The organism is Leptolyngbya sp. BL0902, assembly GCF_016403105.1.
Lineage (GTDB): Bacteria > Cyanobacteriota > Cyanobacteriia > Phormidesmidales > Phormidesmidaceae > Nodosilinea.
The window spans coordinates 707,484-730,641 of sequence record NZ_CP046155.1 but is presented as its reverse complement, the minus strand read 5'-3'; the positions used below and the strand labels follow the sequence as shown (position 1 = coordinate 730,641).

Annotated in this window: 29 protein-coding genes; 19 read left to right on the top strand and 10 right to left on the bottom strand. The window is 59.2% G+C overall.

Going from position 1 to position 23,158, the window contains the following annotated elements; genetic code table 11:
- Window positions 1–57 precede the first annotated feature (57 nt).
- Window positions 58–1,131: an Mrp/NBP35 family ATP-binding protein gene (locus GFS31_RS03305; RefSeq protein ID WP_198806853.1), complete on the bottom strand. Its 1,074-nt coding sequence runs from the start codon at window positions 1,129–1,131 to the stop codon at window positions 58–60.
- Window positions 1,132–1,379: 248 nt separating this feature from the next.
- Window positions 1,380–1,742 carry a hypothetical protein gene (locus GFS31_RS03300; protein ID WP_198806852.1) on the bottom strand — a complete coding sequence of 121 codons (363 nt, stop codon included), beginning with the start codon at window positions 1,740–1,742 and terminating at the stop codon, window positions 1,380–1,382.
- A 254-nt stretch (window positions 1,743–1,996) separates the two neighbouring features.
- Between GFS31_RS03300 and GFS31_RS03295 the strand changes: the two genes are divergently transcribed.
- The 3 genes from GFS31_RS03295 (at window position 1,997) to GFS31_RS03285 (ending at window position 4,041) form a co-directional block, all read left to right on the top strand.
- Entirely contained in the window at window positions 1,997–2,737 is a 741-nt protein-coding gene (locus GFS31_RS03295) for a WecB/TagA/CpsF family glycosyltransferase (RefSeq protein WP_198806851.1), read from the top strand.
- 130 nt (window positions 2,738–2,867) lie between these two features.
- Window positions 2,868–3,518 (top strand): DUF3386 domain-containing protein, encoded by a 651-nt coding sequence (locus tag GFS31_RS03290; protein ID WP_198806850.1) that lies wholly within the window; start codon window positions 2,868–2,870, stop codon window positions 3,516–3,518.
- Between the two features lie 151 nt (window positions 3,519–3,669).
- Window positions 3,670–4,041, top strand: a complete 372-nt coding sequence (locus GFS31_RS03285) for a hypothetical protein (RefSeq protein WP_198806849.1) — start codon at window positions 3,670–3,672, stop codon at window positions 4,039–4,041.
- A gap of 24 nt (window positions 4,042–4,065) precedes the next feature.
- Here GFS31_RS03285 and thiD read toward each other — a convergent pair whose 3' ends face one another.
- The 4 genes from thiD to GFS31_RS03265 form a co-directional block, all read right to left on the bottom strand.
- On the bottom strand, window positions 4,066–4,893 hold the full coding sequence (thiD, locus tag GFS31_RS03280; protein WP_198806848.1) for a bifunctional hydroxymethylpyrimidine kinase/phosphomethylpyrimidine kinase: 828 nt from the start codon (window positions 4,891–4,893) through the stop codon (window positions 4,066–4,068).
- A gap of 91 nt (window positions 4,894–4,984) precedes the next feature.
- Window positions 4,985–6,115 carry a cell division protein FtsZ gene (gene ftsZ, locus GFS31_RS03275; RefSeq protein WP_198808017.1) on the bottom strand — a complete coding sequence of 377 codons (1,131 nt, stop codon included), beginning with the start codon at window positions 6,113–6,115 and terminating at the stop codon, window positions 4,985–4,987.
- Window positions 6,116–6,657: 542 nt separating this feature from the next.
- Window positions 6,658–7,323, bottom strand: a complete 666-nt coding sequence (locus tag GFS31_RS03270; protein ID WP_410503868.1) for a cell division protein FtsQ/DivIB — start codon at window positions 7,321–7,323, stop codon at window positions 6,658–6,660.
- Between the two features lie 207 nt (window positions 7,324–7,530).
- Window positions 7,531–7,959, bottom strand: a complete 429-nt coding sequence (locus tag GFS31_RS03265; protein WP_198806846.1) for a hypothetical protein — start codon at window positions 7,957–7,959, stop codon at window positions 7,531–7,533.
- A gap of 202 nt (window positions 7,960–8,161) precedes the next feature.
- On the opposite strand from GFS31_RS03265, the gene psaK reads away from it, so the two are divergent.
- On the top strand, window positions 8,162–8,437 hold the full coding sequence (psaK, locus tag GFS31_RS03260) for a photosystem I reaction center subunit PsaK (protein ID WP_198806845.1): 276 nt from the start codon (window positions 8,162–8,164) through the stop codon (window positions 8,435–8,437).
- 172 nt (window positions 8,438–8,609) lie between these two features.
- Here the strand turns inward: psaK and GFS31_RS03255 are convergent, their stop codons facing one another.
- Window positions 8,610–9,602 carry an S-layer homology domain-containing protein gene (locus GFS31_RS03255; protein ID WP_225907730.1) on the bottom strand — a complete coding sequence of 331 codons (993 nt, stop codon included), beginning with the start codon at window positions 9,600–9,602 and terminating at the stop codon, window positions 8,610–8,612.
- Between the two features lie 164 nt (window positions 9,603–9,766).
- On the opposite strand from GFS31_RS03255, the gene GFS31_RS03250 reads away from it, so the two are divergent.
- From GFS31_RS03250 to GFS31_RS03235, 4 genes are all read left to right on the top strand, one after another.
- Entirely contained in the window at window positions 9,767–10,702 is a 936-nt protein-coding gene (locus GFS31_RS03250; RefSeq protein WP_198806843.1) for a nucleoside hydrolase, read from the top strand.
- A gap of 193 nt (window positions 10,703–10,895) precedes the next feature.
- Window positions 10,896–11,483 (top strand): hypothetical protein, encoded by a 588-nt coding sequence (locus tag GFS31_RS03245; protein ID WP_198806842.1) that lies wholly within the window; start codon window positions 10,896–10,898, stop codon window positions 11,481–11,483.
- Between the two features lie 61 nt (window positions 11,484–11,544).
- A complete protein-coding gene (locus GFS31_RS03240) occupies window positions 11,545–11,856 on the top strand; it encodes a carbon dioxide-concentrating mechanism protein CcmK (protein WP_198806841.1) in 312 nt (103 codons plus the stop codon).
- Window positions 11,857–12,040: 184 nt separating this feature from the next.
- A complete protein-coding gene (locus GFS31_RS03235) occupies window positions 12,041–12,232 on the top strand; it encodes a hypothetical protein (protein WP_198806840.1) in 192 nt (63 codons plus the stop codon).
- Here GFS31_RS03235 and GFS31_RS03230 read toward each other — a convergent pair.
- Both GFS31_RS03230 and GFS31_RS03225 read right to left on the bottom strand, forming a co-directional pair.
- Window positions 12,229–12,594, bottom strand: a complete 366-nt coding sequence (locus tag GFS31_RS03230) for a hypothetical protein (RefSeq protein ID WP_198806839.1) — start codon at window positions 12,592–12,594, stop codon at window positions 12,229–12,231. The two genes, GFS31_RS03235 and GFS31_RS03230, sit on opposite strands and share 4 nt — an antisense overlap.
- Window positions 12,581–13,177: an SRPBCC family protein gene (locus GFS31_RS03225; RefSeq protein ID WP_198806838.1), complete on the bottom strand. Its 597-nt coding sequence runs from the start codon at window positions 13,175–13,177 to the stop codon at window positions 12,581–12,583. The genes GFS31_RS03230 and GFS31_RS03225 overlap by 14 nt, the downstream gene beginning before the upstream one ends.
- A 328-nt stretch (window positions 13,178–13,505) precedes the next feature.
- Between GFS31_RS03225 and minD the strand changes: the two genes are divergently transcribed.
- From minD to purN, 6 genes are all read left to right on the top strand, one after another.
- Complete coding sequence (gene minD, locus GFS31_RS03220; protein ID WP_198806837.1) at window positions 13,506–14,303, top strand: septum site-determining protein MinD; 798 nt, start codon at window positions 13,506–13,508, stop codon at window positions 14,301–14,303.
- A 144-nt stretch (window positions 14,304–14,447) separates the two neighbouring features.
- Entirely contained in the window at window positions 14,448–15,026 is a 579-nt protein-coding gene (minE, locus tag GFS31_RS21560; RefSeq protein WP_263974896.1) for a cell division topological specificity factor MinE, read from the top strand.
- Window positions 15,019–15,456 carry a (2Fe-2S) ferredoxin domain-containing protein gene (locus GFS31_RS03210; protein ID WP_225907550.1) on the top strand — a complete coding sequence of 146 codons (438 nt, stop codon included), beginning with the start codon at window positions 15,019–15,021 and terminating at the stop codon, window positions 15,454–15,456. Before minE ends, GFS31_RS03210 begins: the two co-directional genes overlap by 8 nt.
- Window positions 15,457–15,532: 76 nt before the next feature.
- Window positions 15,533–16,240: a GUN4 domain-containing protein gene (locus GFS31_RS03205; protein ID WP_198806836.1), complete on the top strand. Its 708-nt coding sequence runs from the start codon at window positions 15,533–15,535 to the stop codon at window positions 16,238–16,240.
- Window positions 16,241–16,243: 3 nt separating this feature from the next.
- Window positions 16,244–16,384: a DUF2256 domain-containing protein gene (locus GFS31_RS03200; protein WP_198806835.1), complete on the top strand. Its 141-nt coding sequence runs from the start codon at window positions 16,244–16,246 to the stop codon at window positions 16,382–16,384.
- Between the two features lie 139 nt (window positions 16,385–16,523).
- Window positions 16,524–17,147, top strand: a complete 624-nt coding sequence (gene purN, locus GFS31_RS03195) for a phosphoribosylglycinamide formyltransferase (RefSeq protein ID WP_263974895.1) — start codon at window positions 16,524–16,526, stop codon at window positions 17,145–17,147.
- Here purN and GFS31_RS03190 read toward each other — a convergent pair.
- A complete protein-coding gene (locus tag GFS31_RS03190; protein ID WP_198806834.1) occupies window positions 17,144–18,061 on the bottom strand; it encodes an ATP adenylyltransferase family protein in 918 nt (305 codons plus the stop codon). The genes purN and GFS31_RS03190 overlap by 4 nt on opposite strands.
- Window positions 18,062–18,238: 177 nt before the next feature.
- Here GFS31_RS03190 and GFS31_RS03185 point away from each other — a divergent pair, with 177 nt between their 5' ends.
- The 5 genes from GFS31_RS03185 to GFS31_RS03165 all read left to right on the top strand — a co-directional run bounded on the left by GFS31_RS03185 (window position 18,239) and on the right by GFS31_RS03165 (window position 23,135).
- The gene (locus GFS31_RS03185) at window positions 18,239–18,724 is read left to right on the top strand and encodes a DUF4079 domain-containing protein (protein ID WP_198806833.1); all 486 of its coding nucleotides are present in this window, start codon (window positions 18,239–18,241) and stop codon (window positions 18,722–18,724) included.
- A 404-nt stretch (window positions 18,725–19,128) separates the two neighbouring features.
- Window positions 19,129–19,623: a GNAT family N-acetyltransferase gene (locus tag GFS31_RS03180; protein ID WP_198806832.1), complete on the top strand. Its 495-nt coding sequence runs from the start codon at window positions 19,129–19,131 to the stop codon at window positions 19,621–19,623.
- Between the two features lie 255 nt (window positions 19,624–19,878).
- Complete coding sequence (locus GFS31_RS03175) at window positions 19,879–20,943, top strand: 3-deoxy-7-phosphoheptulonate synthase (RefSeq protein ID WP_198806831.1); 1,065 nt, start codon at window positions 19,879–19,881, stop codon at window positions 20,941–20,943.
- A 4-nt stretch (window positions 20,944–20,947) separates the two neighbouring features.
- Window positions 20,948–21,721, top strand: coding sequence for a precorrin-2 C(20)-methyltransferase (locus GFS31_RS03170; protein ID WP_198806830.1), 774 nt, complete (start codon window positions 20,948–20,950; stop codon window positions 21,719–21,721).
- A gap of 154 nt (window positions 21,722–21,875) precedes the next feature.
- Complete coding sequence (locus GFS31_RS03165) at window positions 21,876–23,135, top strand: hypothetical protein (RefSeq protein WP_198806829.1); 1,260 nt, start codon at window positions 21,876–21,878, stop codon at window positions 23,133–23,135.
- Window positions 23,136–23,158 lie beyond the last annotated feature (23 nt).

The following is a 23,158-nucleotide window of genomic DNA, read 5'->3' as shown; positions in this document are numbered from 1 at the left end:
GTGAGCAATGCCTACCGAGTCCCTACAGGCTAGGGCTCCCAGGCTAGACCCCATACCTTAGCTAGCCAACGCCGCCACCGACACCTTTGCCGCCAGTTGTTGGGAGATCGCCTTCAAGGCTTTGGCCGAGGCGGATTCGGGGAACTGCACCACAATCGGCACCCCCTGATCGCCCCCTTCGCGCACGGCGGTTTCGAGGGGAACGCAGCCCAGCAGTGGTACGCCTAGGTCGGCGGCAATTTTCTCGCCCCCGCCAGATCCAAAAATGTCGTAGCGCTTTTCCGGGGCATCGGGCGGAATGAAATAGCTCATGTTTTCCACCACGCCCAGGACAGGCACCTGAAGCTGCTGGAACATCCGCAAACCCCGACGGGCATCGGAAATCGCCACATCCTGAGGCGTGGAGACAATTACCGCCCCCGCCATGGGCACCGCCTGGGCCAGGGTGAGTTGGGCATCGCCCGTGCCGGGGGGCATATCCACAATCAGGTAATCCAGTTCGCCCCACTGCACCTGGTAGAGAAACTGGCGAATCACGCCATTGAGCATGGGGCCGCGCCAAATCACAGGCTGGTCGCGGTCGATTAAAAAGCCCATGGAAACCATCTTCACCCCATGGTTAAAGGCGGGTTCGAGGACTTCTCCCTGCGGCCCTTGGCGCACCATCACGTTGGCATCGCTCAGGCCCATCATCATCGGCGCGTTGGGGCCGTAGATATCCGCATCAATCAAGCCCACCTTGGCCCCGGCCTGGGCGAGGGAAACGGCCAGGTTCACCGCCACGGTGCTTTTGCCCACCCCCCCCTTGCCGCTGGAGACCGCCACAATATTCTTCACGCCGTCGATGCCCGTGCGGTCGGGCAGGGATTTTTGCTGAGGCGTTTCAGCGGTGACATCCACCTTCACCGCCGTCACCCCCGGCAGGGTTTTCACCGCCTTCTCGCAGTCCTCCACAATAAACTCGCGCAGGGGACAGGCAGGGGTGGTAAGCACCAGGGTAAAACTCACTTCACCGTCCTGGATGGCCACATTGCGGATCATGTTCAGTTCCACCAGGCTCTTTTGCAGCTCTGGGTCTTGAACCGGACGCAACACCTCTAGCACGGAATCGGGACTTAGGGTTAGGCTCATGGGGTTGATGGCAGGCGCTTAACAGTCTTTTACCTAACCTATCTTAAGGGCCACCGTCCCCGATTTGGGCGTTGTCTTGATCGAGAGGCACCATAGACCCCAACCCGCATAAGGTGAGATTTATCGTGACAACAGTCAGAACTATAGGGTGCGCTCGCGGCTAGATCGCGCCTCGGTTAGGGCTTGACGAGACTGATGAGTCGCAATGCACCACCGAGGAATCGGTGTCGTTCCGTAAGGTTTTGGCCTCAAACCTCGTTGACATCTAGGGTGCTGGATCGACCACAGCAGCGATCAATGCCCAGGCGGTCACAAATTAAATCTCCCACCGCATTGGCTACCGCAAACTCGCCATAGAAGCTTTGGGAAAAATCAAAGGCTTGCAGTTCCGTCAAAATGGCCATCACCAGGGAACCCAGGTCGTCTTCGCCCTCCATGCGCTGCCGGGTAAACACCTGGGCCACCCGTTCGGCAATGGCCTCATTGGCGGGTTCGGGCAGATATTCGGCATTCAGCCACCGCAGCAGCACCGAGCGCAACCATTCCCCCTCCTGCTGGGCGTCGTCGGGCAGGGGCAAAGTAATAGGAAGGGGAGCAAGGGGGTCTGTCATGGCGCTAAAAACCTCTCCCAACCGAGGATCGAGTCTAGTTGAGTTTCATCCTACCTTGCACCGTTGCAGGGCTATGATGAAATTCCCAGGAAATCGTTGAGAAATGCAACAAATCAGATCGCTTCCGAGGTATGGTCTCTATGGTTAATCGACATTGATTAATCGACATCGTTCCCAGGGTGGTTCCGTCGCTTCTAGGAAGACGTTGGGGCGATGGCTGGGGCAAGAACACTGGCAGAGTGAGGAAAAGGGCCATGGTGCTGGCAAATCGGTCGGATGCGGTAAAAACCCTGAAGGTGATGGGGCTGCCTGTCCATGTGGGCGCAGACTATCCAGATTGGCTGCTAGCCCAGTATCGGGCGGGGGAAGGATCCCATGTTGTCACCCTCAACGCTGAAATGGCCATGCAGGCCGATAGCAACCCAACCCTCCGCCAGATTATTTTGGGGGCCGACCTAGTCATTCCCGACGGCGCAGGGGTCGTCCTCTATTTTCGGGCCAAGGGCAAACGTGTCGAGCGCACCCCCGGCATTGAGATGGCTGGACAAGTGTTGCAACGGTTGGCCGCGCCAGAAACTGCCTTTTTCTATGGCGGTGCCCCCGGCATTACCGATCACGCCGCCCTGTATTGGCAGCGTCAGGCACCGGGAATTCGCATCGTGGGCACCCAGCACGGCTTCCTCAGCCCCGAAGAACAGCCCGCTTTTCTGCAACGGCTGGCGGATTTGCAACCCAGCGTGATTTTGGTAGGCTTGGGCGTCCCCCGGCAGGAACTTTGGATCCGCGACCATCGCCACCTGTGCCCCAACAGCATTTGGATTGGCGTGGGCGGCAGCTTTGACATTTGGGCAGGCGTCAAAACTCGCGCCCCAGGCTGGATGTGCCGCTACAACCTAGAGTGGCTCTATCGGCTTTACCAAGAACCCTGGCGCTGGCGACGGATGTTGGCCCTGCCCCATTTCGCGTGGCGTTCCCTCACCTATTCCAGCCGCTAAGCCAAGGGCGCAACGGCGGCGACCGGGGGCAAATCTCGCTATGCTAAGGGAACACACCACCTAGGCAACGGTGGCTAAGACCGTTGTTCAAGACCTAGGTGCCCCGACGCTTTAACCGGAGAGATTTTTCATGGTTGGAACCCAAATTGCGGCTCAGGAACTGTTTCGCGCCGCCTACGAAAACCGCTACACCTGGGATCAAGATTTTCCAGGCTACACCGCCGACGTCACCTTTACCGACAACGGCCAGGTTTACACAGGCAAGGCCAAGGTGGGCGCGGATCTAAAACCGGAAGTCACCGGGATTGAGGATGAAGCCGCCCAAAAAGCCATCCACGGCCAGCTTTTTGAAGTGGCCATTCACCGGGTTCGCCGCAGCTTTGAAGCGACCCACGGGGCCAACACCTTCCGCTATGGCGAAACCCTCGCCGATGGATCCATCGAAATCCTGATGGGCGGCAAAGCCGAGGGCGACAAGTACCACATCCGCGATAACGAGGTTTCCATGGTGCATCGCCATATCCACGGCGTGGTCGTCACCATCCACACCTTCAGCAGCCACGACACCGGGGCGGGCTACCTCTCCCACCGCTACGATTCTGTCTACCACGATCCCCAAACCGGAGCCCAAAAGGGTGGCCTCAGCACCTTCGAGGACAACTACGACGCCGTGGGTGGCTACCACATCCTCTCCCACCGCCACATCGAGACCACCACGGACAACGGCCCCCAAGTGCAAGACTTTGTCTTCTCCAACATCGCGCTGATGGAAAAAGCCTAGGCAAGGGCCAGTTCGCCATCCTGGTCGGTAGCGTCTTTGTCATGCAGTGCCCCGCGAGACAAGCACGTCGGAGCCTCTGCCAGGATGGATCATCCCTCGGTCGTAGGTTCCTTTGGCATACTGTAGGCACGGGGTTTTCTGCGATTTAACCATGACCCAAAGCAACGACCGCCTAGACCGCATCGAAGCCCTCGTGGCTAAAAACAGCGAAACTATTGATCGCATCGGCATCAAAGTAGACCGCATCACTGCCGATGTAAACCGCATCACTGCCGATGTCAATCAACTCACAACTGATGTGAACCAACTCACGGAGGATGGGAAGCGCCGGGATCAGCAGTTGGCGGAGGAAATTAAACGCTGGGATGATCGGTTCTTCCAGCTTTCGCGGGATAACCTGATGATTGCCCGCACCATCATCATCACGGCAGGTACGGTGGTGATATTGTCCCCCGTGCTGCAAGCCCTCGCCCCCGCTATCGAAACTGTGGTGGCGCGGCTGTTGGGGGTTGAGGCATCCTAGAATAGCTCCCGTTTCACAGTCTCTTCAGGATTGTGAATCTAGACTTAGCAAGGGATAGAAGTGCCCCACTGGGCCTTGGCCCTGGCCAATGGTGAGGGAATGGTGTAGAGCCTGGGTGACGTATTGTTTGGCGGCTCGCACAGCATCTAGGGCAGGTTTTCCCAGGGCCAGGTTGGCGGCGATGGCGGCGGAAAGGGTGCATCCGGTGCCGTGGGTATTGGGGGTGTGGACGATTTCGGTGGTGAGCACCTCCAGAGTCTGGCCATCAAACCACACATCGGTACCCTTGAGGTCGTCGGCCATGCCGCCGCCTTTGACCAGCACCGCTTGGGGGCCAAGCTGATAAATTTGGCGGGCAGCGGCTTCCATGTCAGCTAGGGTAGCCAAGGTAAGCCCCGTCAGCAGTTCGGCTTCGTAGCGGTTGGGGGTCAGGATAGTGGCCTGGGGGATCAGCCGCTCGGTCAGTGTCGCAACAGCAGCATCATCAATGAGCTGAGCCCCGGCGCGGGACACCATCACCGGATCCACCACCGTAGGAATGGGGTGCGGGAGTTGCCCAATCAGGTCACTCACGGCGTGAATGATGCCATCGTTGAGCAGCATTCCCGTCTTGATTGCGTTCACCGTGATGTCGCTCGTCACCGCTTCCATCTGGGCCACCACCGCCTCAGGAGACAGCGCATCCACTCGGGTGACGCCCACGGTATTTTGGGCGGTAACACAGGTGAGCACACTGGTACCGTGAACCCGATGGAAGGCAAAGGTTCGCAAATCGGCCTGAATGCCCGCCCCACCACCGCTGTCGGAACCCGCGATAGTGAGGGCGACTGGGTACCTAGAAGACGAAGTCATCGGATCACAGCTCAACGAGGTCACAGTCTAGAAGCCGTGACGGTTTACGGGGGCGTTACTTTTCTGAAGGCGCGTTCGTGGGGGCGAACGCCTAGCGGTTGTTGGGGCGTCGTCGCTGGAGAAAGTCTGGAATATCCAGCCCTGAGCCTAGGCCACCACCACCAGAGGGAGGGGGAGGGGGAGGAGGGGGAGGGGTAAGGTTGCGCTTAAAGGGTGTAACCCGCTCGGCTTCTACTGCTGGCGGCACCCCAGGGCGGGTATTAAAGCCCGTGGCGATGACGGTAATTCTCACTTCCCCTTGCAGGCGTTCGTCGATGACGGCCCCAAAGATGATGTTGGCGTTTGGATCCACTCCTTCGTAGATGATTTCCGCCGCTGCGTTCACTTCGTGGAGGGTGAGGTCAGAACCACCCGTCACGTTGAAGACCGCCCCAGACGCGCCATCAATGGAGGCTTCCAGTAGAGGCGAGGAAATAGCCGCAATGGCTGCTTCCCTGGCCCGCGACTTGCCGGAACCCACGCCAATCCCCATCAGGGCGGTGCCCGCATCGGCCATGACGGCTCGGACGTCGGCAAAGTCCACGTTGACCAGGCCAGGAATCATAATGATGTCTGAGATGCCCTGTACCCCCTGGCGCAGAATGTCGTCGGCGGTGCGGAAAGCCTCTTGGACGGGGGTTTGCTCGGAGATAACGGAGAGAAGTTTATCGTTGGGGATCACAATTAAGGTGTCAACACGCCCCTGGAGGGCCGCAATGCCTTCATCAGCCTGGGTCATCCGTCGCCGACCTTCAAAGGTGAACGGACGGGTCACAACCCCAATGGTGAGCGCTCCGGCTTCCTTGGCAATTTCGGCCACAATGGGAGCGGCCCCGGTGCCCGTCCCTCCACCCATACCAGCGGTAATAAAGACGAGGTCAGACTCTTCGAGGGCAGCGGCGATTTCCTCCCGAGACTCCTCAGCGGCCTTTTGACCAATGGCGGGGTTGCCACCCGCCCCTAACCCACGGGTGAGCTTCTGGCCGATGTGCAAGGTATTGGAAACAGCGGCGATGTCCAGGGCTTGGGCATCGGTGTTGACCGACCAGAACTCAATCCCAGTCAGCCCACTGTGAACCATGCGATTGACGGCATTGCAGCCACCGCCACCGACCCCGATCACTTTGATACGAGCAACGCTACTGGGCAATGCGGTGTTGTGGTTTAGCGTATCTCCGGGCATAGCGGTAGCATCGTTGGGTTGACTAGGCTGGCTTCCAATGGGGTGAAAAACTGGAACGGTAGCATCGGGCTGTTCATCGACCGAAGTACCATCGTCGGCGGGGCTAGAGACAAGGTGGTTGTCGGTGTGGGAGCGAGGTTTGCCACTGGGAAAATCGCCAGAACTTGGGGGCTCAAAAATCATAGGCAATTTTGAATACAGAGGATGAACAATAGCCCTGAGGTCTACTCTGGCTAACCCTGGCTGATTCTAGACAACTATAGATTACTTCAGTTAAAAAAAACAAACGAAATCAAAAATCGGACCGCTTTGTCTAATTTCTAAAGAAAATCTAAAAGTAGCCCCCGAAGGCAATAGATTATTGGCGGTACGGTGGGCGAAATCATCCAGGGGGATGGTGATCCAGGTCATTGTGATGCAATCTGTGACGGTTGCAGTCCATCGCATCTTCGCTGATTGAGACAGGATCCCCCGAGTCCCGAGAGCACCAGGTAGAGGGTCTATCCTGGGGCTCATTGCTAGACCTGTTTTCTGGGTGGCGTTTAGGGCGTTGCGGGGCTGGGTTCGGTCTCTGAGGGAGCCGCGAGGGACAGAGACGGACGGTCAGGATTTGTCAGATCAATATGAGCCACCTCAGCGGGGGGTACCTGATCTGGTAGGTGGCGCATTTGGTCGAGGGTGGCAAGTTGGCGCTCAAGATCGGGGCCATAGGAGCCGAGGTAGACCACACCTAAATCCGTGTGGAGCACCAGGTTGCTGGGGTCGTGCCAGTCTAACTCTTGGACAGCCACGGGGCTGGTGCGGATGGTGGCATAGATCTGGGGCCAGTAGCGTTGATAGTGGGGCTGGAGACCTCGCAGGCGCAAAGTGGGAAGGTTGGCGGCGCTGGCGGTCTGTAAACCAAAGCTAGAGGTGGGCATCCAAGCGCCCTGGGCGTCAATCAAGCCCGCCTGCAAATACTCGGAGGCTTCTCCCTCGGAGCCTAGGGCTGGCAATACAACGGCCACCGGAACCCGCTCTCGCACCTGCACATTGAGCCGAGGCGGCAGCATTTGACGACTTACCTTGACCTCCACCAAGGGCGCACGGTGGCGGAGTTGCTGGGCCAGGGCCTCGGGCTCTAGCTTCAGGAGCGACTGGGGATAGTCAATGGGAACTAGGGCCTGCAATGCTTCATCGCTGAGCCGCTCATTGCCGCTGACCTGGATTTGGTGGGGGCCGTAGATTAGCCAAATGGGGCGGGTAGCTCCCCAAAATGCCGCTCCCGTCAGCCCTGCCATGGCCAACCAGCGCCAAAGGGATTGGCTGAGGGACAAGCGGCGGCGGCGGCGTAGGGTTTTACGACGGGCCTGAAGTTGGTCGCGGGAAACAGAAGAAACGTCAGACATAGCAGCGTCGGCAGCGCCTCAGAGCCATTAAGATGATGCCGATTTTAGCGCCTGTAGCGATTCCTGCAAGGCTTTTTTCCACTGTTGGGCCATAGGAAACTCAATGAAGGGAACCCGATGGGTCGTGCCCTGGCGGTCAATCAGCGCTAGCTCAATCCGCTGCCCCCGTTTAACGAAGGTGTTTGCTGGGGCGGGCGCACCGTTGATATGCAGGGTAATGGTGTCGATGTTCTCTAGGGCAACGCTGGTCAGATCAATGGGGCCTTGGCGAGTGGGTTTACCCCAGGTGAGGGTGGTACCCCGCTGGGCTAAGACCGCGCGAATGTCGTACTTGCTACGTTCGGCCCCGGTGGCCCAGGCTTCGTAGGTTTGCACCTTTTGATATTCATTCCAGCCCGCCCAGGCCAGCCAGATAAACGTTCCTAGCAGGGGGAACCAGGTTAAGGCATGTTCCATAGATCTACCGTCGGTACTTTCCAAGATTGTAAATTCTTGCAACATCCCTTCACCGAAATCCATAGCTCCGTGGAAAAGTAAGCCTAGCGGTCATGCCCCTGGTAGCCCAGCCAGCCGGGGATAGACGACCCTGACCCATCGGCCTTCCCCCCCTGGGTGATCGCCGTCTGCTCATCTCGGTTGTGTTTTGGAGGTTATTCCTGTGGCATTTCTACCTGTTCTAACGGCCCCTGTCCTCGCGGTGGTTCCCACCACCCTCACCTGGAGCCCCAAGGTGGCTGCGGTGATGATTGTCTGCAATATTTTGGCCATCGCCATTGGCAAATTCACGATTAAATATCCCAGCGTGGGGCCAGCGATGCCCTCCTCCAACCTGTTTGGCGGCTTTGGCGTGGGCGCGGTGCTAGGCACCACCAGCTTTGGCCACTTGCTAGGAGCCGGGGTGATTTTGGGCCTTGCTAACCTGGGCGCTTTGTAATAGCTAGGGTCTTTAGTTTGCCGAGTTTTATCAAGCAAGCTGTTTCCTAAAAAACGATTTCACAACGAACTTTTCTGACATTTTCTAGGGAAACCCTAGGGTTAGAAAGGTTCGTTCTTTTGTGGGGTGTGCAACGCGAAACGCTCCCGTGGATGGGGGATAAATGCAGGGGCTAGCGGGCCGCCTCCGAGGGAGCATCGGTGGCAGTGCGGCGAATCACATCCGGTACCGAGACGCCTTCGGTTTGGTGGCCAAAGCGCCAGAGTACCGCAGCGGATTCGGCCTGGGATACAGCCCGTTTCGGCTGAAATAGCGTGGTAAATCCAAAGGCCCGCAGCACATTGGCAAAGTCTCCGGTTTGACGATCCGCTAGCACCGCCCGCAGGGCCAGAGGTTCAATGTCGGCGGCATCCTGAAACCCCCAGGCCGATTGCACCGCCTCCACCGTGGCCACGGGCAGAACAGCGCGAGTATCCAGGGGCACCTTCCACAGCAGCAGGTTTTCGCGGGTGAGGGGATCGTCGGGGCGAAAGGTGACGGCGACGGCATTACCGCTGAGGGCGCTGGGGATGATTCCGGCCTCGGCTAAGCCCTGAATGGCGGCAAAGTAGGGATGACTGGGAGGCACATCCTGAAAAGCAGGGGTGCTGGTGGGCGATCCGGGCCGTATCCGCTTGGTGGGCTGATCGCTGTAGAACTGATTATTGGCGGCAAAGAGCCAGTGGGCATATTCCCCCCGGCTAATGGTGCGGCTGGGCTGAAAGGGAATGTCGGCAAAGCCCTCCCCAGCGGTGTTCCCTAGGGTTAGCCAGTCCTGCACGTAGGGTTTGAGATCGGCAGGAACGTCGTCAAGCAGCGTACTGGCATCGGCGATCTGGGCGGGTTGTGATCCTGGGCTAGCGGCAGCGCCATTGCCATTGGGCACACGCTCTCCTGGGGGGGCAGCAGGGCCAATAAAGGCCGTATCCCCCGGTTGGGGTCGGGCCGTTGTGGCGGCGTTGGGTTCTGCCTCCGCCAAGGGGCCAGCCCCATCTATCGTGGGGGTCGATTCTGCCTGGGCGGCCTCATTGTCGGCAGGAAATTGAGTTTGTAGTTGGGGATCCGCTTCCAGGGATTTTTGCAGAGAATTTCCCAAGGAACCGCCAGCACAGCCCGTTAGAGCCACACTCGCCAACGCAAGCCATACCAATCGGGACGACGCAAACCGGGCCAAGGCAACCCCCAACACAACGTAGGATTATCTTACGGTAGCAGCCGCCCATCGACGTTGCGGAGGGTGGAAGACCGCCTTTCCCCGACGGGGCAATCATCCTGCATTGGAGCGAACCCATGGTACGGCGACCCCTCATTATTGACTGCGATCCGGGTGTTGACGATGCCATCGCCCTGCTCCTGGCCCTGGCCAGCCCCGATGAGTTTGACCTGCTGGGCATTACCACCGTGGCGGGAAACGTGCCCCTACACCTGACCCAGTACAACGCCCGCCGCATTGGCCAACTGGCCCAGCGCTGGGAGGTTCCTATCTACGCAGGATGTCCTCGGCCCATCCTGCGTGCCCCCGTCACCGCCGAGCATGTCCATGGCCAAACGGGGCTGGATGGCGCAACCCTGCCAGAGCCCACCCAGCCCTTGCTGCCCCAGCACGCCGTTGATTTCCTCATTCACCAGTGCAAAGTTGCCCCAGCGCCCATCACCCTGGCCACCCTCGGCCCCCTCACCAACCTGGCGGTGGCGCTGGTTCAGGCCCCTGAGATCGCCCAAACCATCGATCACGTTGTCACCATGGGCGGTGCCCTAGGCCGGGGCAACGTCACCCCCAGCGCCGAATTCAATCTCTATGCCGACCCCCACGCCGCCAGGATCGTGGTAGAAGCGGGGCTCAACCTCACCCTGATTCCCCTGGACGTGACTCACCAGGTGATCACCACCCCAGAACGCCTCGCCGCCCTGGAAAGCCTCGGTACCCCCGTGGGCCAAGCTGCCGCTGGGCTGCTGCGCTACTACGGTCAGCGGGAGGGCGAAGGCAATGGCGTTGCAGGTGCGCCCCTCCACGATCCCTGCGTGATTGCCTATCTTCTCAATCCCGATTTGTTTTCCGGTCGCCCCATGCACCTGGCCATTGAAACCGACAGCCCCCTCTGCCTGGGCCGCACCGTGGCCAACCCCCACCCCACCGAGTCCACCCCAGCCAATGCCACCATTCTCGAAGCCGTCCATGGGGATGGTGTCTATCGGCTGTTAACCGAGCGACTGGCCCGATTGTAGGGCTGAGCTTGAGGGGGTGCTGGTGGGATGGCGCTGGTGAGATAGCGATTGATCGCCAAACAGGGGGTGCGAACCGCCAACGTCGGAGGCAAAACAACAGGAGGAGAACAAAACTACCCTGGATCCCTTGTTAGGATGGGCATACCCAGCGAGGCAGATCGCTCCCCTGGTATCACCACGGCAAAGGCCAACCATGACCTACACCACCGAACAACTGCTGGCATTTTTAGATCAAGAACTGCGGGCCACCTGGCGAGGGGAGCGGGTGGTGCTGTCTTCCCATGAGCGGCTGGATAACCCGGTGATTGCCAAGGCACTAGGGGCCGACAAGCTCAGTAAGGTGTTTGCCATTCAAGACTTTCGGTCGCAGATCCACAGCTACCAGCGTCAGCATGGCGTGTCGGGTTTAGTGTGGAACACCTGCCATTTCCAGGGTCATAGCCTGCGGGTACCAGAGTTGCATCCCCAACTGATTGCCATCCCCGACGACAAGCTGGCCCTCACCGCTGCCAAGCCTGCCATCATCCAATTTTGGCGCAATGCCATCCCCAACCTACATCTGTGGTTGGCGGGGCGTCCACCCCAGCCCACCGACCTCGACCAGGTAGACCCCCTGATAGCGACCTGTGAATGGGCCGAGATAGCGGCGGCGCAAACAGAGTTGTACCTCACCCTCTGCTGGGGCGATCCCAAGGACTGCCATTGCGACTGGGCCAAGCCCGAATCTGGCTGTGATCGGATCATCGCCGCCCCCGGAGAACCCAGCGGTATTAAGGTCTAGCCCTCAGGGTATAGTTTGTATACCGTTTTGTTAATCCACCTACCCACCAAGGACACCTCCCATGACCATTGCGGTTGGCGTAATTGAAACCCAAACCTTTCCGGCGGTGCTGGCCGCTGCCGATGCCATGGTCAAGGCCGGACGGGTGACATTGACCAAGTATGACCGCTCGGAAAGTGGGCGGCAGTTTGTGGCGGTGCGCGGCCCCATTGGTGAAGTGCATCGGGCGGTGGCCGCAGGGCTAGAAGCGGCGAGTGCCTGTCCGGGCTACGCCGAAGTCACCACCCACGTCATCATTCCCAACCCCCAAGAAAACGTGGAAGCGGTGCTGCCCATCGAATTTACCCCCGAATCTGAACCCTTCCGGGTGTAGGGCAGACGTGACTCCGCAAGGCTCCCCATCCAACCCAATATCCCCATAAAACCAAATAAAAGTAGACGATCCTGGTCGTTTAAGCAAAAACCTGGCTTAATACGGGTAGTTCACAATCGCCCTAAGCGTCTGAACCATAGCCTTCGCACAGCGCTATGGCCGAGGTCGGGCGGAGGAGACAACTATGGACAACCAGGCAGTGGTGCAGTTATCGGCCATGGCGGGCTGGATCATCGGCGTTAGCCACTCCAAGGATAACGGCTACCAATGCTGGCTGGTGAACCCCACCCTAGACGTCCTCAGCGATGGCACCTTCTATACCACCAGCAGTGCGGCCATGTCTGCCGGACGGGCCTTTGTGGAACGCTACCACTAGTCCACAGCCAGAAAATCCGGCAGATTGAGGATGTGAAAATACACCAGCCCTGCAATCGCCAAGGTATAGGCGGTGGAGCTTGCCAAGCCTACCCACAGACCTCGTTTCCAGTTGCGGGGCTGGTCGGTGAACAGAATATCTGTGGTGCCCCACTGCATCATCACCATGCCCAGCACGTTGGACAGCCAGTAGCCCACCACCGTGGCCGCCCAAAACCCATCGCGATGGCCCCAGGTTACTAGATAGGCAAAGCCGTAGGCCAAGGGAAAGTTAAAAATCAGGTCATTCCACCAGGAGAGGGGCGACAGCAAGTAGCCCAACCCCAGCCAAAACGTACCTCGTAGCCGCTTAACCCACGCCATAGCCCTGACACAATACCTGCCGCATCTGTCTCATGTTACCGGGTAGGTCGATCTTCATGCCCTGCTCGATCAGGAAGGTGGGCACGGGGATGGTAGGAGCCGCCTGTACGCGGTAGGTGAGCAGGGTACCCTCGCCCATGTCTTGCAGGTGCAGATCGGCGTCAAAGTAGGAGAAGGTGCCTTGCTCTAGGCGAAATTGAACGTGCTCGCAGGCGGTTTCAAATACTTGAAGGTAGATTTCCACCTGGGCCGTCATCATCATGAACCCCTTGCGTCCCACCTGGTACAGGCGGCGGTAGCGCTGTCCGGCGGTTTTGACGGACTCCAGCACTTCACTGTGGGTAATATTCGGGAAAAACTGCGTCCAGCGCCGATAGCTGGTGATTTGCGGCCAAATGTGGGAGCGATCTAGCGGGACGTACATATGGGCCATCACCGCTGCGGGTTCCTGGGGCCGAGACTGGGGCACAATTAACACCTCCCCCTGCCGCAGGACAAGCTGTTCGTGGGCTGAGAACCGGGCGAGATCTACCACGCCCTGAGATTTAGAAGGAACAAGCTCTCCATCAAGGCTAACCACCATACTTCACTCCTGATCCCTACGGTTGATGGACTACGGCTGATCGGCTATCCCTTGGTTTTGGCCCCGGATCCCCCCCCGACCGCCGCCGTTGTTCGTTGGCTGTTGTTCGTTGGCTAAGGATAGCGGGTCTACCTTTGGTGTACCCAAATTCCTGAGCTATCTAACCCTTTAGATACAATTCTTGCGGTGCCTTTACGCACATTCCCCCAGGCGCGGGGCCAAACTTCATACAACGAAGGATTCTGAAACCGGATGTCTCGGTTGTGTAAATTCCTCGTAAAATTCGTTGGAGTTGTAAAGTTTAGACGGTAGAACGCTGGGTTAGCCTATGACGCGCATCATTGTAATGACCTCTGGCAAGGGCGGGGTAGGCAAAACCACCTGCACCACCAACCTGGGCATGGCCCTGGCGCAGCGCAACCAAAAGGTCGTGGTAATCGATGCCGACTTTGGGTTGCGGAACCTCGATCTGCTGCTGGGGCTAGAGAACCGCATTGTCTACACCGCCCTGGATGTGTTGGCAGGGGATTGCACCATCGAAAAAGCTCTAGTAAAAGACAAGCGCCAGCCCAACTTGGCCCTGCTGGCAGCGGCCCAAAACCGCAACAAAGAAGCCATCACCCCCGACCAAATGAAGGAACTGGTGGCGGGGCTGAAGGGCCAGTACGACTTTGTGATCATCGACTGTCCGGCGGGGATTGAGCTGGGGTTTCAGAACGCCATTGCCCCCGCCAACGAAGCCATTGTGGTGACGACGCCGGAGGTGTCCGCCGTGCGCGATGCCGACCGCGTGGTGGGCCTGCTGGAGGCCAGCGACGTGAAATACACCAAGCTGCTGGTGAACCGCCTCAAACCCGCCATGGTGCAGGAAGACCAAATGATGTCCGTGCGCGATGTGTTAGATATCCTAGCGGTGCCGCTGTTGGGGGTGATTCCCGACGACGAGCGGGTGATTGTGTCCTCCAACCGGGGCGAACCCCTGGTGCTGGATGAGAAGCTCTCCATGGCGGGGATGGCCTTCCAAAACATTGCTCGGCGGCTACTGGGGGAAGAGGTGCCCCTGCTCGATCTCACCGCCACCCACGACGACATCTTTAGCCGCATTCGTCGTTTTTTGCGGGGATAAGTTCCGGGAATCGTCCTAGGTTTGGAGCCTGTAGCGCAGAGGCCATCCCCTGGAATCCATCGCTTGCAAGCTGTAGCTGTAGTCTAGTGTTCCCCCATCTAGAACGTCCCACAAACCCGCTTCCGCCCCTGCCCTCGGTGTTCGATGTCATTCACAGCCCCCGTCCCCATGCTCAGCGACCTGCTCGATAAACTCTTTAACCGCAACCGCACCCCCACCAGCCGGGAGTCGGCCAAGCAACGGCTTCAGTTTGTCCTCGCCCACGACCGCACCGACCTCAGCCCCGACCTGGTAGAGCAAATGCGCCAGGAAATTTTGGAGGTGGTGTCGCGCTACGTGGAACTGGATCAGGAGCACCTGGAATTTAACCTAGAAAGCGACCAGCGCATGACCGCCCTGATTGCTAACCTACCCATCCGTCGGGTGCGGCCCACCTCCCCCGTGGTGCCCGAAAATCTGGATACCGCTCCTAAAGCAGCGGCCAAGGAATCCGACACACCTCAGACCGATTCAGGTTCAGCCCCCGTCCTCAGTTCCGCTGCAGTAGACGCAAAAGCAGAAGCCGCGACGGTAGAGGCGACCCCGTCCGCCACTAAGGACGCCCCTTCGGAGAGTGCTGCCAAGTCCAAGAACTCTGTCGAACTCTCCGATGTCGTCGAATCCACCACCCCCGACGATTCCCCATCACCCATCCCGTCCGACGATCCTAACCGCGATGACTAATTCTCCTATCCCCGCTTCCTCAACCTCGGAAACGGCCCTCCAGCAAGGTGTTCTCCAGCAGAGTGTCGATGCCCTGGCCCTCACCAGCATTCAGCGCCATGTGTTGATCTGCGCCGATCAATCCATCCCCAAGTGCTGCGACAAAGCCGCCAGCTTGGAGGCGTGGGATTACCTGAAAAACCGCCTCAAGGAACTAAAGCTAGACATTCCCACCGCCGAGCGGCCCACCAGCATCTTTCGCACCAAGGTTCACTGTTTGCGGGTGTGCCAAAAGGGGCCAATTCTGCTGGTTTATCCCGATGGCGTGTGGTACCACAGCGCCACCCCATCGGTGATTGAGCGCATCATTCAAGAACACCTAATCGGTGGCCAAGTGGTCGAAGAATACGCCTTCCTCAGCCATCCCCTGCCCGACCTGCCCCAACCCTAGGCCCAACCCCAGAAACCGCCGATATTGCCATATCATTGAAAAGGGCAGTTTCACAGTGCATGGCATTTAAGGATTTATGGTTTCGGAAAGCGGCACATTGGAGGACTTGCGACAACAGCTTCAGGGCGATTCCCTTAAGCGGCAACTCTCGGCGGTTCACGAACTGGTGGCCCTAGGCGCAGACGGTCTAGACACCCTCAAAACCACCCTGTTAAACCGCAAAGACGCGCCGCCCACCCTGCTGGATGGCCGCATGGTGCAGGTGCTCTACGCCACCCAACAGGAAGACCTGCAAGACTTTTTGGCCGAAACCTGGCCGGACGGTCGCGTACCTATGCCCTCCGCCGCCGAGATCGACTATTCCCCCATTCAAGATTGCCTGATCGCCCAAGATTTTCAGGAAGCCGACCGCCTCACCCTGGTCAAAATGTGTGAGTTGGCTGGCCCCACCGCCGTCAAGCGCAAATGGGTCTACTTCACCGAAGTGGAGATGTTCCCCAACCTAGACTTGCAGACCCTTGATCGGCTCTGGCAAATCTATTCCGAAGGCAAGTTTGGCTTTTCGGTGCAGCGTCGCCTGTGGCTGGGGCTGGGCCAAAACTGGGATAAACTCTGGCCTCGTATCGCCTGGAAAGACGACAACATTTGGACGCGCTATCCCGGCGGCTTTATTTGGGATCTCAGCGCCCCCGATGGCCACTTGCCCCTGTCTAACCAACTGCGCGGCGTGCGGATGATGGCCTCTCTGCTGTCTCACCCTGCCTGGGACGAAAACAACCGCTAACCAATGGCAAAACAGCGTGCTAAGGCCGATCTACCCACGAAACTGTGCCCCGTCTGCCAGCGGCCCTTTACCTGGCGCAAAAAGTGGGCCGACTGCTGGGACGAGGTGAAATACTGCTCGGAGCGTTGTCGTCGCCGCCGTTAGGTCGTCCGGTCGTTCGGAACGCTTGCTTCTAGCCGGAATCCGTAGAAAACTCGCGTCTGGCCCCTATTCCCGCTAGGATGATGGCCGTAAATGGCTTACTTTTCATGCGCCCAAGGCCCTGATGATGCTTGACCCCGATTTGGCTCTTCTGTCCCCGCTGCCGCCCTCGCCCTGGCCTCGTTTTTCAGAACCGCTGAAGCTGGCGGTGCTGGCGTCGGGCAATGGCAGCAATTTGGAGGCCATCGCTACGGCCATTGCCCAAGGCGATTTGCACGCCCAGGTGCAGGTGGTGATCTACAACAACCCCAAGGCTAAGGTAGCCGAGCGGGCAGAACGACTGGGCCTGCCCAAGGTGTTGCTCAACCATCGCCACTACCCCAGCCGGGAAGCCCTCGACCAGGACATCATCAGCACCGTCCAGGCCCACGGGGCCGATTGGGTGATTATGGCGGGCTGGATGCGCTGCGTCACCCAGGTGTTGATTGATGCCTTTCCTGGCAAAGTGTTGAACATTCACCCCAGCTTGCTGCCCAGCTTTCCGGGTATCCACGCTGTTGATCAAGCCCTAGCGGCGGGGGTCAAAGTGTCGGGCTGCACGGTTCACCATGTCGAACTGAAGGTGGACAGTGGCCCGATTATTATCCAGGCGGTAGTGCCCGTACTGCCAGACGATACCCCAGACACCCTCCAGGCCCGCATCCAAGTGCAGGAGCACCGGATCTATCCTGCGGCCATTGCCCTCGCCGCCAGCCAAATGGCCTAATTCGCCGCTGCCGCCACCCCCTGCAAAATCGTCATGGGGCCAAGGGTTTTGAGCAGAGCCAGTTGTTCATGGCTCTTCACCAGCAGCGACCCGGCAAATCCTAGGGAATTCACCGGAATAGATCGGTAATGCTCCTGGCGGCGGCTCACCACCATCATCCAGCGGCGGGTGGCGAGGAGGTTGTAGGGAAATTCTGTCGCGGCGGCGCGGCGGTCTGCCCCCAGATGGTCGAGCAGGGCATGGTAAGTGGCCAGCAACCCTTGGGCGTTGGGCGTTGGGCCTTCGAGTCTGGCAATGGCGTGGGGGAAGGGAAATTGGGGATGCTGGTAGACGGCGATGGTCTGGGGATCGCCGCTAGCCCCCAAGAGCAGGGGAGCAATAGCCTGGTCTACGGGCAGAGGACTACCATCCGGGCAGAGGGGCGGGGGCACCAGTTGCAGGTGCTTATGGCGCTGGCTGGCTCCGGCGAGGCGACCACCGTTGTAGAAGGCCAAGCCGTCGATTTCCGCCATGCCCAGGGCCAGGGCTTCAAAGTCAGCCGAGGTGAGCCAGGTATCCTGCTCCTCAAAGGCCCGCGTCACAATCAGGATGTGGTGATCTACCACGTTGTACTTATTCAACAGGCACAGGTGGCTATCGGATAAATCCGCCACAAACAAATCCGGGTCGTAGGGCAAAAACGGATTGACGGGCTTTCCTTGCCGATGCTGCACCATTTGGGTGCGGTTGTATTGCTCCTTGAGTTTTAAATTAGCCAGCACCCGCACCAAAAACCGCATACCGCCCTGCTCCACAAACTCATACTCGGTGTGGATCGGCTGAAGTGCCCCACAGGCCAGGGCGTGGCGGGTCTGGTGCTGGATTTTGCTCCACAACACACCCGGATCCAAAGAATGCGTGTCAGAACCAGCCATAGAACCCTTGGGGAATGTCTGTATCGACTGTATCAAACCCCTGCCCTACCCGACCTCTCCCACGGGCATCAGGGTTCCCATCCTGGGGGCCAAATCATCCCTAGCAACCCCAAAATATGGCACGGTAAGAGAGTTCACTGCACCATGCACTGAATGCAGTTTAGGAGTTAGGAGACCATGATGGTTGAGACGATTCGCGGCGTTTTACAGCCCATTGCCGACTGGTTTGCCGGATTTGGCACCCCCGAACCCATTGTTCACTGGGGCCACCCCCTGATGATGGGCATTGTGATTTTTGTGATGGGTTCCTACACGGCCTGGGCAGGCTGGCAGGGGCGGCTGGGCAGCGACACCGAAAAAATGGCCGAGCAGCGCACCATTCACAAGCGCCTTGCCCTGTGGATGTTTACCTTCATCACCCTGGGATATACCGGGGGCGTGCTGTCCTTGGTGATGCAGGGTCAACCCCTGTTTGAAAGCGCCCACTTTTGGACAGGTACCCTAGTCATTGGGCTGCTGGGCACCAATGGAGCCATCTCCATCACCAAGTTTGGCGGCGGACAGCCCATTCTCCGCACCGTCCACGCCTACCTAGGCACCGTTGCCCTGGGCATCATGTTCATCCATGCATTCCTGGGCCTACAGCTTGGCTTGGCCATCTAACCTACTCCCCCACAATCAGCCTCACCGCAGCATCTCCCGCCCGTGCCCTGCGTCTAGCGGGAGTGCCTTCTCCTCCCAAGGCTGGGTTCGCGAGCACCCATCTACACCCCAAGCCCATCCTCTCTGGGGGATCTAGGAGCCCATGCAATGCCAGGTCGATATAAGGAAGCCCTGACAATGTCAAGAAAATTTCCGTTTTGGTATACCACTATTCAGAAAATCTGTTTATTCTGACTAGAGAAAGTTCACGTTTCTCAGCTTTCCCCTGTCCGCCTCTGTGATTCCACTGCCAATCTTCTCTACTCCCTGGCTTGCCCTGAGGAAACGACCCTTGGCAGTTCTCTGTCCATCTATAGTCTTTCGTCTACCCACCCATAGCCCGTACCGGGAACAGCAGGTTTCTGATGGATTGCAGCACCATTCAGTTCAAGTATGCCGACCAGTTCTCTGAGGCCGACATGGCCCAGGTCATTCGCCTGTTTCGGACAGCGGCCTTTTGGGCGCAGGATCGCACGGAGGCCGACATGGCCACCGCCATTGCCCACAGCTTTCCGGTGGTCACAGCCTGGGATGGTGAGGTACTGATGGGCTTTGCGCGGGCCACCTCCGACGGCGTGTTTCGGGCTACCATCTGGGATGTGGTGATCGACCCGGCCTACCAGGGTGGCGGACTGGGCCGCAAAATGGTGGAAACCCTGCTCAGCCATCCCCACATGAGCCGGGTGGAGCGGGTCTATCTGATGACCACACGCCAGCAGGGCTTCTACCAGCGCATTGGCTTCGAGGAAAACGCCTCTACCACCATGGTGCTGTTCAACAACACCGCCGTAGAAATGCTCCCCGCCCTCGGCCAACCCGAAAGCGTCACCGCCCCATCCTTAGTTTCATCGGCCCAGTAGATCCTGCCATGGTTGAGCCCTCTCCCCCAACCCCTCTCCCAGGAAGGAGAGGGGAGCCGGAAGATTCTTCAAAGTCCCTCTCCCAAGTTGGGAGAGGGATTTAGGGTGAGGGCCGCAGGAACCTAGCGATCCCCTCAGACGACCCAGTGGCGTACGTTACTATTTAAAAACCTTTCCATCAGCCCGACGGTTCCAGGTCCCTGGGTGCGTTAGGCTCAATTTGTTTTCCGTTGCACGTTCCCCTAGGCCATGGCTATGCAGCAAACCCAAGATCTTCATGTTGTTGAGACCCGTCCCCTCGTTAGCCCAGCCCTGCTGCACCACGAGCTACCGATGACCAATGAGGCGGCGGCGCTGGTGTCTGAGGCTAGGGATCGGATTCGCCACATTCTCTACAACGAGGATCGCCGCCTGCTGGTGATTGTTGGCCCCTGCTCTGTCCATGATGTGGATGCCGCCTACGAGTATGGTCAAAAGCTGGTGAACCTGCGCCACGAGCTATCGGGCCAGCTCGAAATTATCATGCGGGTGTACTTTGAAAAACCCCGCACCAACGTGGGCTGGAAGGGCTTGATTAATGATCCCCACCTCGACGGCAGCTACGACATCAACACCGGGCTACGCCTCGCCCGCAAGCTGCTGCTAGATTTGGCCCACCTGGGTCTGCCCTCGGCCACGGAATTGCTGGATCCCGTCACGCCCCAGTACATCGCGGACGTGATTGCCTGGACAGCCATTGGAGCCCGCACCACCGAAAGCCAAACCCACCGAGAAATGGCCTCCGGTCTATCCATGCCCATCGGCTTCAAAAACAGCACCGACGGCAGTCTGCAAGCGGCGGAGAATGCCATGGTCGCCGCCAGCCAGCCCCACCATTTCCTGGGCATCAACCACCATGGGTTGGCCAGTATCGTCACCACCACGGGCAACCCCGACTGTCACCTCGTCCTGCGGGGCGGCAAGGGTGGCCCCAACTTCAGCCAAGCCCACGTGGACAAAGCCGCCGAAGAAATGGCCAAGCTAAAGCTGAACCACCGCATGATGATCGATTGCAGCCACGCCAACGCCAACAAAGACCACACCCGCCAGGTGTCGGTGCTGGAGGACGTAGCCAGCCAGGTGCGGGGTGGCTCCCGCCACATTCTGGGGGTGATGATTGAAAGCCACCTGAAGGCGGGCAACCAGCCCATCCCCGACAACCTGCGGGAACTCACCTACGGCCAAAGCATCACCGATGCCTGTGTGGACTTCGAGACCACGGCCACCATGCTGCGGCAGTTGGCCAGCGCCGTAGAGCCTTCCCTGGTGGCGGCATCCTAGGTCTATGGCGTTTGCTCCCGAAGGTCTGGCTTCCGAAGGGCTTGCCCCCAAGCTAGGCACCCTCACGGGTCTGGGCATTGGCCCCGGCGATCCCGACCTGATTACCCTCAAGGCCCTGAAGGCATTGCAGGCCGCTCCGGTAGTGGCCTTTCCCCAGGGGCGACCGGGACAAATAGGAGTGGCCCAACGCATTGTGACCCCTCACCTGCAAGCCCATCAGCGGCAGTTGCCCCTAGACTTCCCCTTTGTAGTGGAGGATGACCAGCTCCAGGCAGCATGGCGGCGGGCGGCGGATCAGGTGTGGGAAGTGCTGAAAACCGGGCAGGATGTGGTCTTTGCCTGCGAGGGCGACATTAGTTTCTACGGCACCTTTACTTACCTAGCCGATGCCCTAAGTCTCGCCCATTCTGACGTCACCATTCACCGGATTCCGGGGGTCTGTTCCCCCATGGCGGCGGTCAGTGCCCTGGGGATTCCCCTCACGGTGCAGGCGGAAAAACTGGCGGTGCTACCTGCCTTCTACGGCGTGGACGACCTCGAACGCACCCTCGATTGGGCCGATGTGGTGGTGCTGATGAAGGTGCGTTCTGTCTATGCCTCGGTGTGGGCGGTGCTGAAACAGCGGGATCTGCTATCTACCAGCTCCGTGGTGGTGCGGGCCAGCCAGCCCGATCAAATCATCTATCGCGACCTAGCCGCCTATCCCGACCTAGATCTGCCCTACTTCTCGCTGATGGTAATTCGCGTTGGCAAGGCTTGGCCCCTAATTGGCCCCTAGCCAGCGCCTAATTGGCCGCTAAACCCACCCCAAAGGGGGGCATGATTCGCTAGGCTAGGGCAGGAACTTGGCCACCGGAGCCCCGTCCATGGATGGGGATCGCCAACGCGCCACACACTGAATTCACCCCATGGGTGAGGGATTTAGAAGCACGATGAAACTGTTGAAAGGGCTACCCATCAACCTAGCGGCGCTCAAACCTAACCCCGCAGCGCTCAAGGGGATTCCTGCTGTCCTGCGTCAACCTCAGTGGATCGCCGCCATCGCCTCGGTGGGTTTCCATGGGGCGCTGTTTGCGGTGGGGCCATCCTTTGCTAATTTGCAGAGCATGGCGATGGGGGCACCGGGCAACCGCGAGGCCGAGCGCCGGGTGCCCATCATCGAGCTCTCCGCTGAAGAGCAAAGCCGTCTTCCCGATTTCAACAGCCCCGCCTATTCCTTTCAGCCGGGAGATGGGCTGCCGGGAGATTTCCCATCGGGCGACTTTTCCGCTGGCCGTGATCTCAACGATCTATTTCCGCCCGTCACCTCCCGCGCTACTCCGCTGCCGCCCCTGCCCGGTGGGCTCAGTTCCCTGCCCCGCATTCCCTCCTCTGGGCTAGGTGCGCCCCTCACGGTCAGCCCTTTCCCGTCCCGTTTGGGAAGTCGCAGTCCCATCGTGATTCCCAATACGCCCGGAAATCGGCCCAACCTTCCCATCCCAACCGATCTAGCAGAGGACGAGGAGGCCAGCCCCTCGGAGGAAACCGCCGCCTCTACCCCCACCAGCCAGAATGGCCGGGAGAACCCAGCGCCCAGGGCTGAGGAACCATCGCGACCCAGAAATGGCGAAGTGGCGGCTAGTTCGGGTGATGCAGCCTCCCGGAGCCCCCGCCAGGAAGCCGCCGACCTAGGCCCGTCGCAGTCTGCTCGCGACCTCATTGCCAGGGTGGAGTATAGTCCTACCCTCACCACAACCACCGAAGCCGAAACGGCCCTCACCGCATGGCGACGCACCGTGGCTGAAGTCCTTGGCGAACCTCCCACCCTGGCCGAGGAAACCTTTTCCCTGGAGGTGCCCTACGACCTGCGTATCTGCCTTCAACCTGAGCCCAGCGACGGGATGCTAGGCTTTGTGCTGCTGCCCGGAGAAGACGCTGACACCCTCAACATTTCCACCACCGTTCTCAAGAGTACGGGCTATCCCTTCCTCAACCAGGCCGCGGCCCAAAATCTCCAGACCCTAGCAGCCAATTCCGAAACCCCCCTCGCCCCCGGCACCCTCTACCGCGCCGTGGTCAGGGTTCTCTACAGCGACGATGACTGCATCGCCACCGACACGCTACTCAAACGCGCTGAAGACGAGGCTCCCCAGTCCCCAGCGCCCCAACGGTCGCCCGCTGAACCAGCGCTAGAGGATACATCAGAGGATTGATACTCTCCACACCGTAGTAACAG

What these genes read in the sequence shown, in the direction of transcription:
- GFS31_RS03175 (WP_198806831.1), top strand. Translation starts at nt 19,879, where the DNA reads ATGCAGCAAACCCAAGATCTTCATGTTGTTGAGACCCGTCCCCTCGTT.
- ftsZ (WP_198808017.1), bottom strand. Translation starts at nt 6,115, where the DNA reads ATGCCCGGAGATACGCTAAACCACAACACCGCATTGCCCAGTAGCGTT.
- GFS31_RS03240 (WP_198806841.1), top strand. Translation starts at nt 11,545, where the DNA reads ATGACCATTGCGGTTGGCGTAATTGAAACCCAAACCTTTCCGGCGGTG.
- GFS31_RS03170 (WP_198806830.1), top strand. Translation starts at nt 20,948, where the DNA reads ATGGCGTTTGCTCCCGAAGGTCTGGCTTCCGAAGGGCTTGCCCCCAAG.
- GFS31_RS03235 (WP_198806840.1), top strand. Translation starts at nt 12,041, where the DNA reads ATGGACAACCAGGCAGTGGTGCAGTTATCGGCCATGGCGGGCTGGATC.
- minE (WP_263974896.1), top strand. Translation starts at nt 14,448, where the DNA reads ATGTCATTCACAGCCCCCGTCCCCATGCTCAGCGACCTGCTCGATAAA.
- GFS31_RS03190 (WP_198806834.1), bottom strand. Translation starts at nt 18,061, where the DNA reads ATGGCTGGTTCTGACACGCATTCTTTGGATCCGGGTGTGTTGTGGAGC.
- GFS31_RS03180 (WP_198806832.1), top strand. Translation starts at nt 19,129, where the DNA reads ATGGATTGCAGCACCATTCAGTTCAAGTATGCCGACCAGTTCTCTGAG.
- GFS31_RS03225 (WP_198806838.1), bottom strand. Translation starts at nt 13,177, where the DNA reads ATGGTGGTTAGCCTTGATGGAGAGCTTGTTCCTTCTAAATCTCAGGGC.
- minD (WP_198806837.1), top strand. Translation starts at nt 13,506, where the DNA reads ATGACGCGCATCATTGTAATGACCTCTGGCAAGGGCGGGGTAGGCAAA.
- GFS31_RS03250 (WP_198806843.1), top strand. Translation starts at nt 9,767, where the DNA reads ATGGTACGGCGACCCCTCATTATTGACTGCGATCCGGGTGTTGACGAT.
- GFS31_RS03230 (WP_198806839.1), bottom strand. Translation starts at nt 12,594, where the DNA reads ATGGCGTGGGTTAAGCGGCTACGAGGTACGTTTTGGCTGGGGTTGGGC.
- GFS31_RS03245 (WP_198806842.1), top strand. Translation starts at nt 10,896, where the DNA reads ATGACCTACACCACCGAACAACTGCTGGCATTTTTAGATCAAGAACTG.
- thiD (WP_198806848.1), bottom strand. Translation starts at nt 4,893, where the DNA reads ATGACTTCGTCTTCTAGGTACCCAGTCGCCCTCACTATCGCGGGTTCC.
- GFS31_RS03285 (WP_198806849.1), top strand. Translation starts at nt 3,670, where the DNA reads ATGACCCAAAGCAACGACCGCCTAGACCGCATCGAAGCCCTCGTGGCT.
- GFS31_RS03185 (WP_198806833.1), top strand. Translation starts at nt 18,239, where the DNA reads ATGATGGTTGAGACGATTCGCGGCGTTTTACAGCCCATTGCCGACTGG.
- GFS31_RS03265 (WP_198806846.1), bottom strand. Translation starts at nt 7,959, where the DNA reads ATGGAACATGCCTTAACCTGGTTCCCCCTGCTAGGAACGTTTATCTGG.
- GFS31_RS03300 (WP_198806852.1), bottom strand. Translation starts at nt 1,742, where the DNA reads ATGACAGACCCCCTTGCTCCCCTTCCTATTACTTTGCCCCTGCCCGAC.
- GFS31_RS03210 (WP_225907550.1), top strand. Translation starts at nt 15,019, where the DNA reads ATGACTAATTCTCCTATCCCCGCTTCCTCAACCTCGGAAACGGCCCTC.
- GFS31_RS03200 (WP_198806835.1), top strand. Translation starts at nt 16,244, where the DNA reads ATGGCAAAACAGCGTGCTAAGGCCGATCTACCCACGAAACTGTGCCCC.
- GFS31_RS03290 (WP_198806850.1), top strand. Translation starts at nt 2,868, where the DNA reads ATGGTTGGAACCCAAATTGCGGCTCAGGAACTGTTTCGCGCCGCCTAC.
- GFS31_RS03205 (WP_198806836.1), top strand. Translation starts at nt 15,533, where the DNA reads ATGGTTTCGGAAAGCGGCACATTGGAGGACTTGCGACAACAGCTTCAG.
- GFS31_RS03295 (WP_198806851.1), top strand. Translation starts at nt 1,997, where the DNA reads ATGGTGCTGGCAAATCGGTCGGATGCGGTAAAAACCCTGAAGGTGATG.
- GFS31_RS03165 (WP_198806829.1), top strand. Translation starts at nt 21,876, where the DNA reads ATGAAACTGTTGAAAGGGCTACCCATCAACCTAGCGGCGCTCAAACCT.
- GFS31_RS03305 (WP_198806853.1), bottom strand. Translation starts at nt 1,131, where the DNA reads ATGAGCCTAACCCTAAGTCCCGATTCCGTGCTAGAGGTGTTGCGTCCG.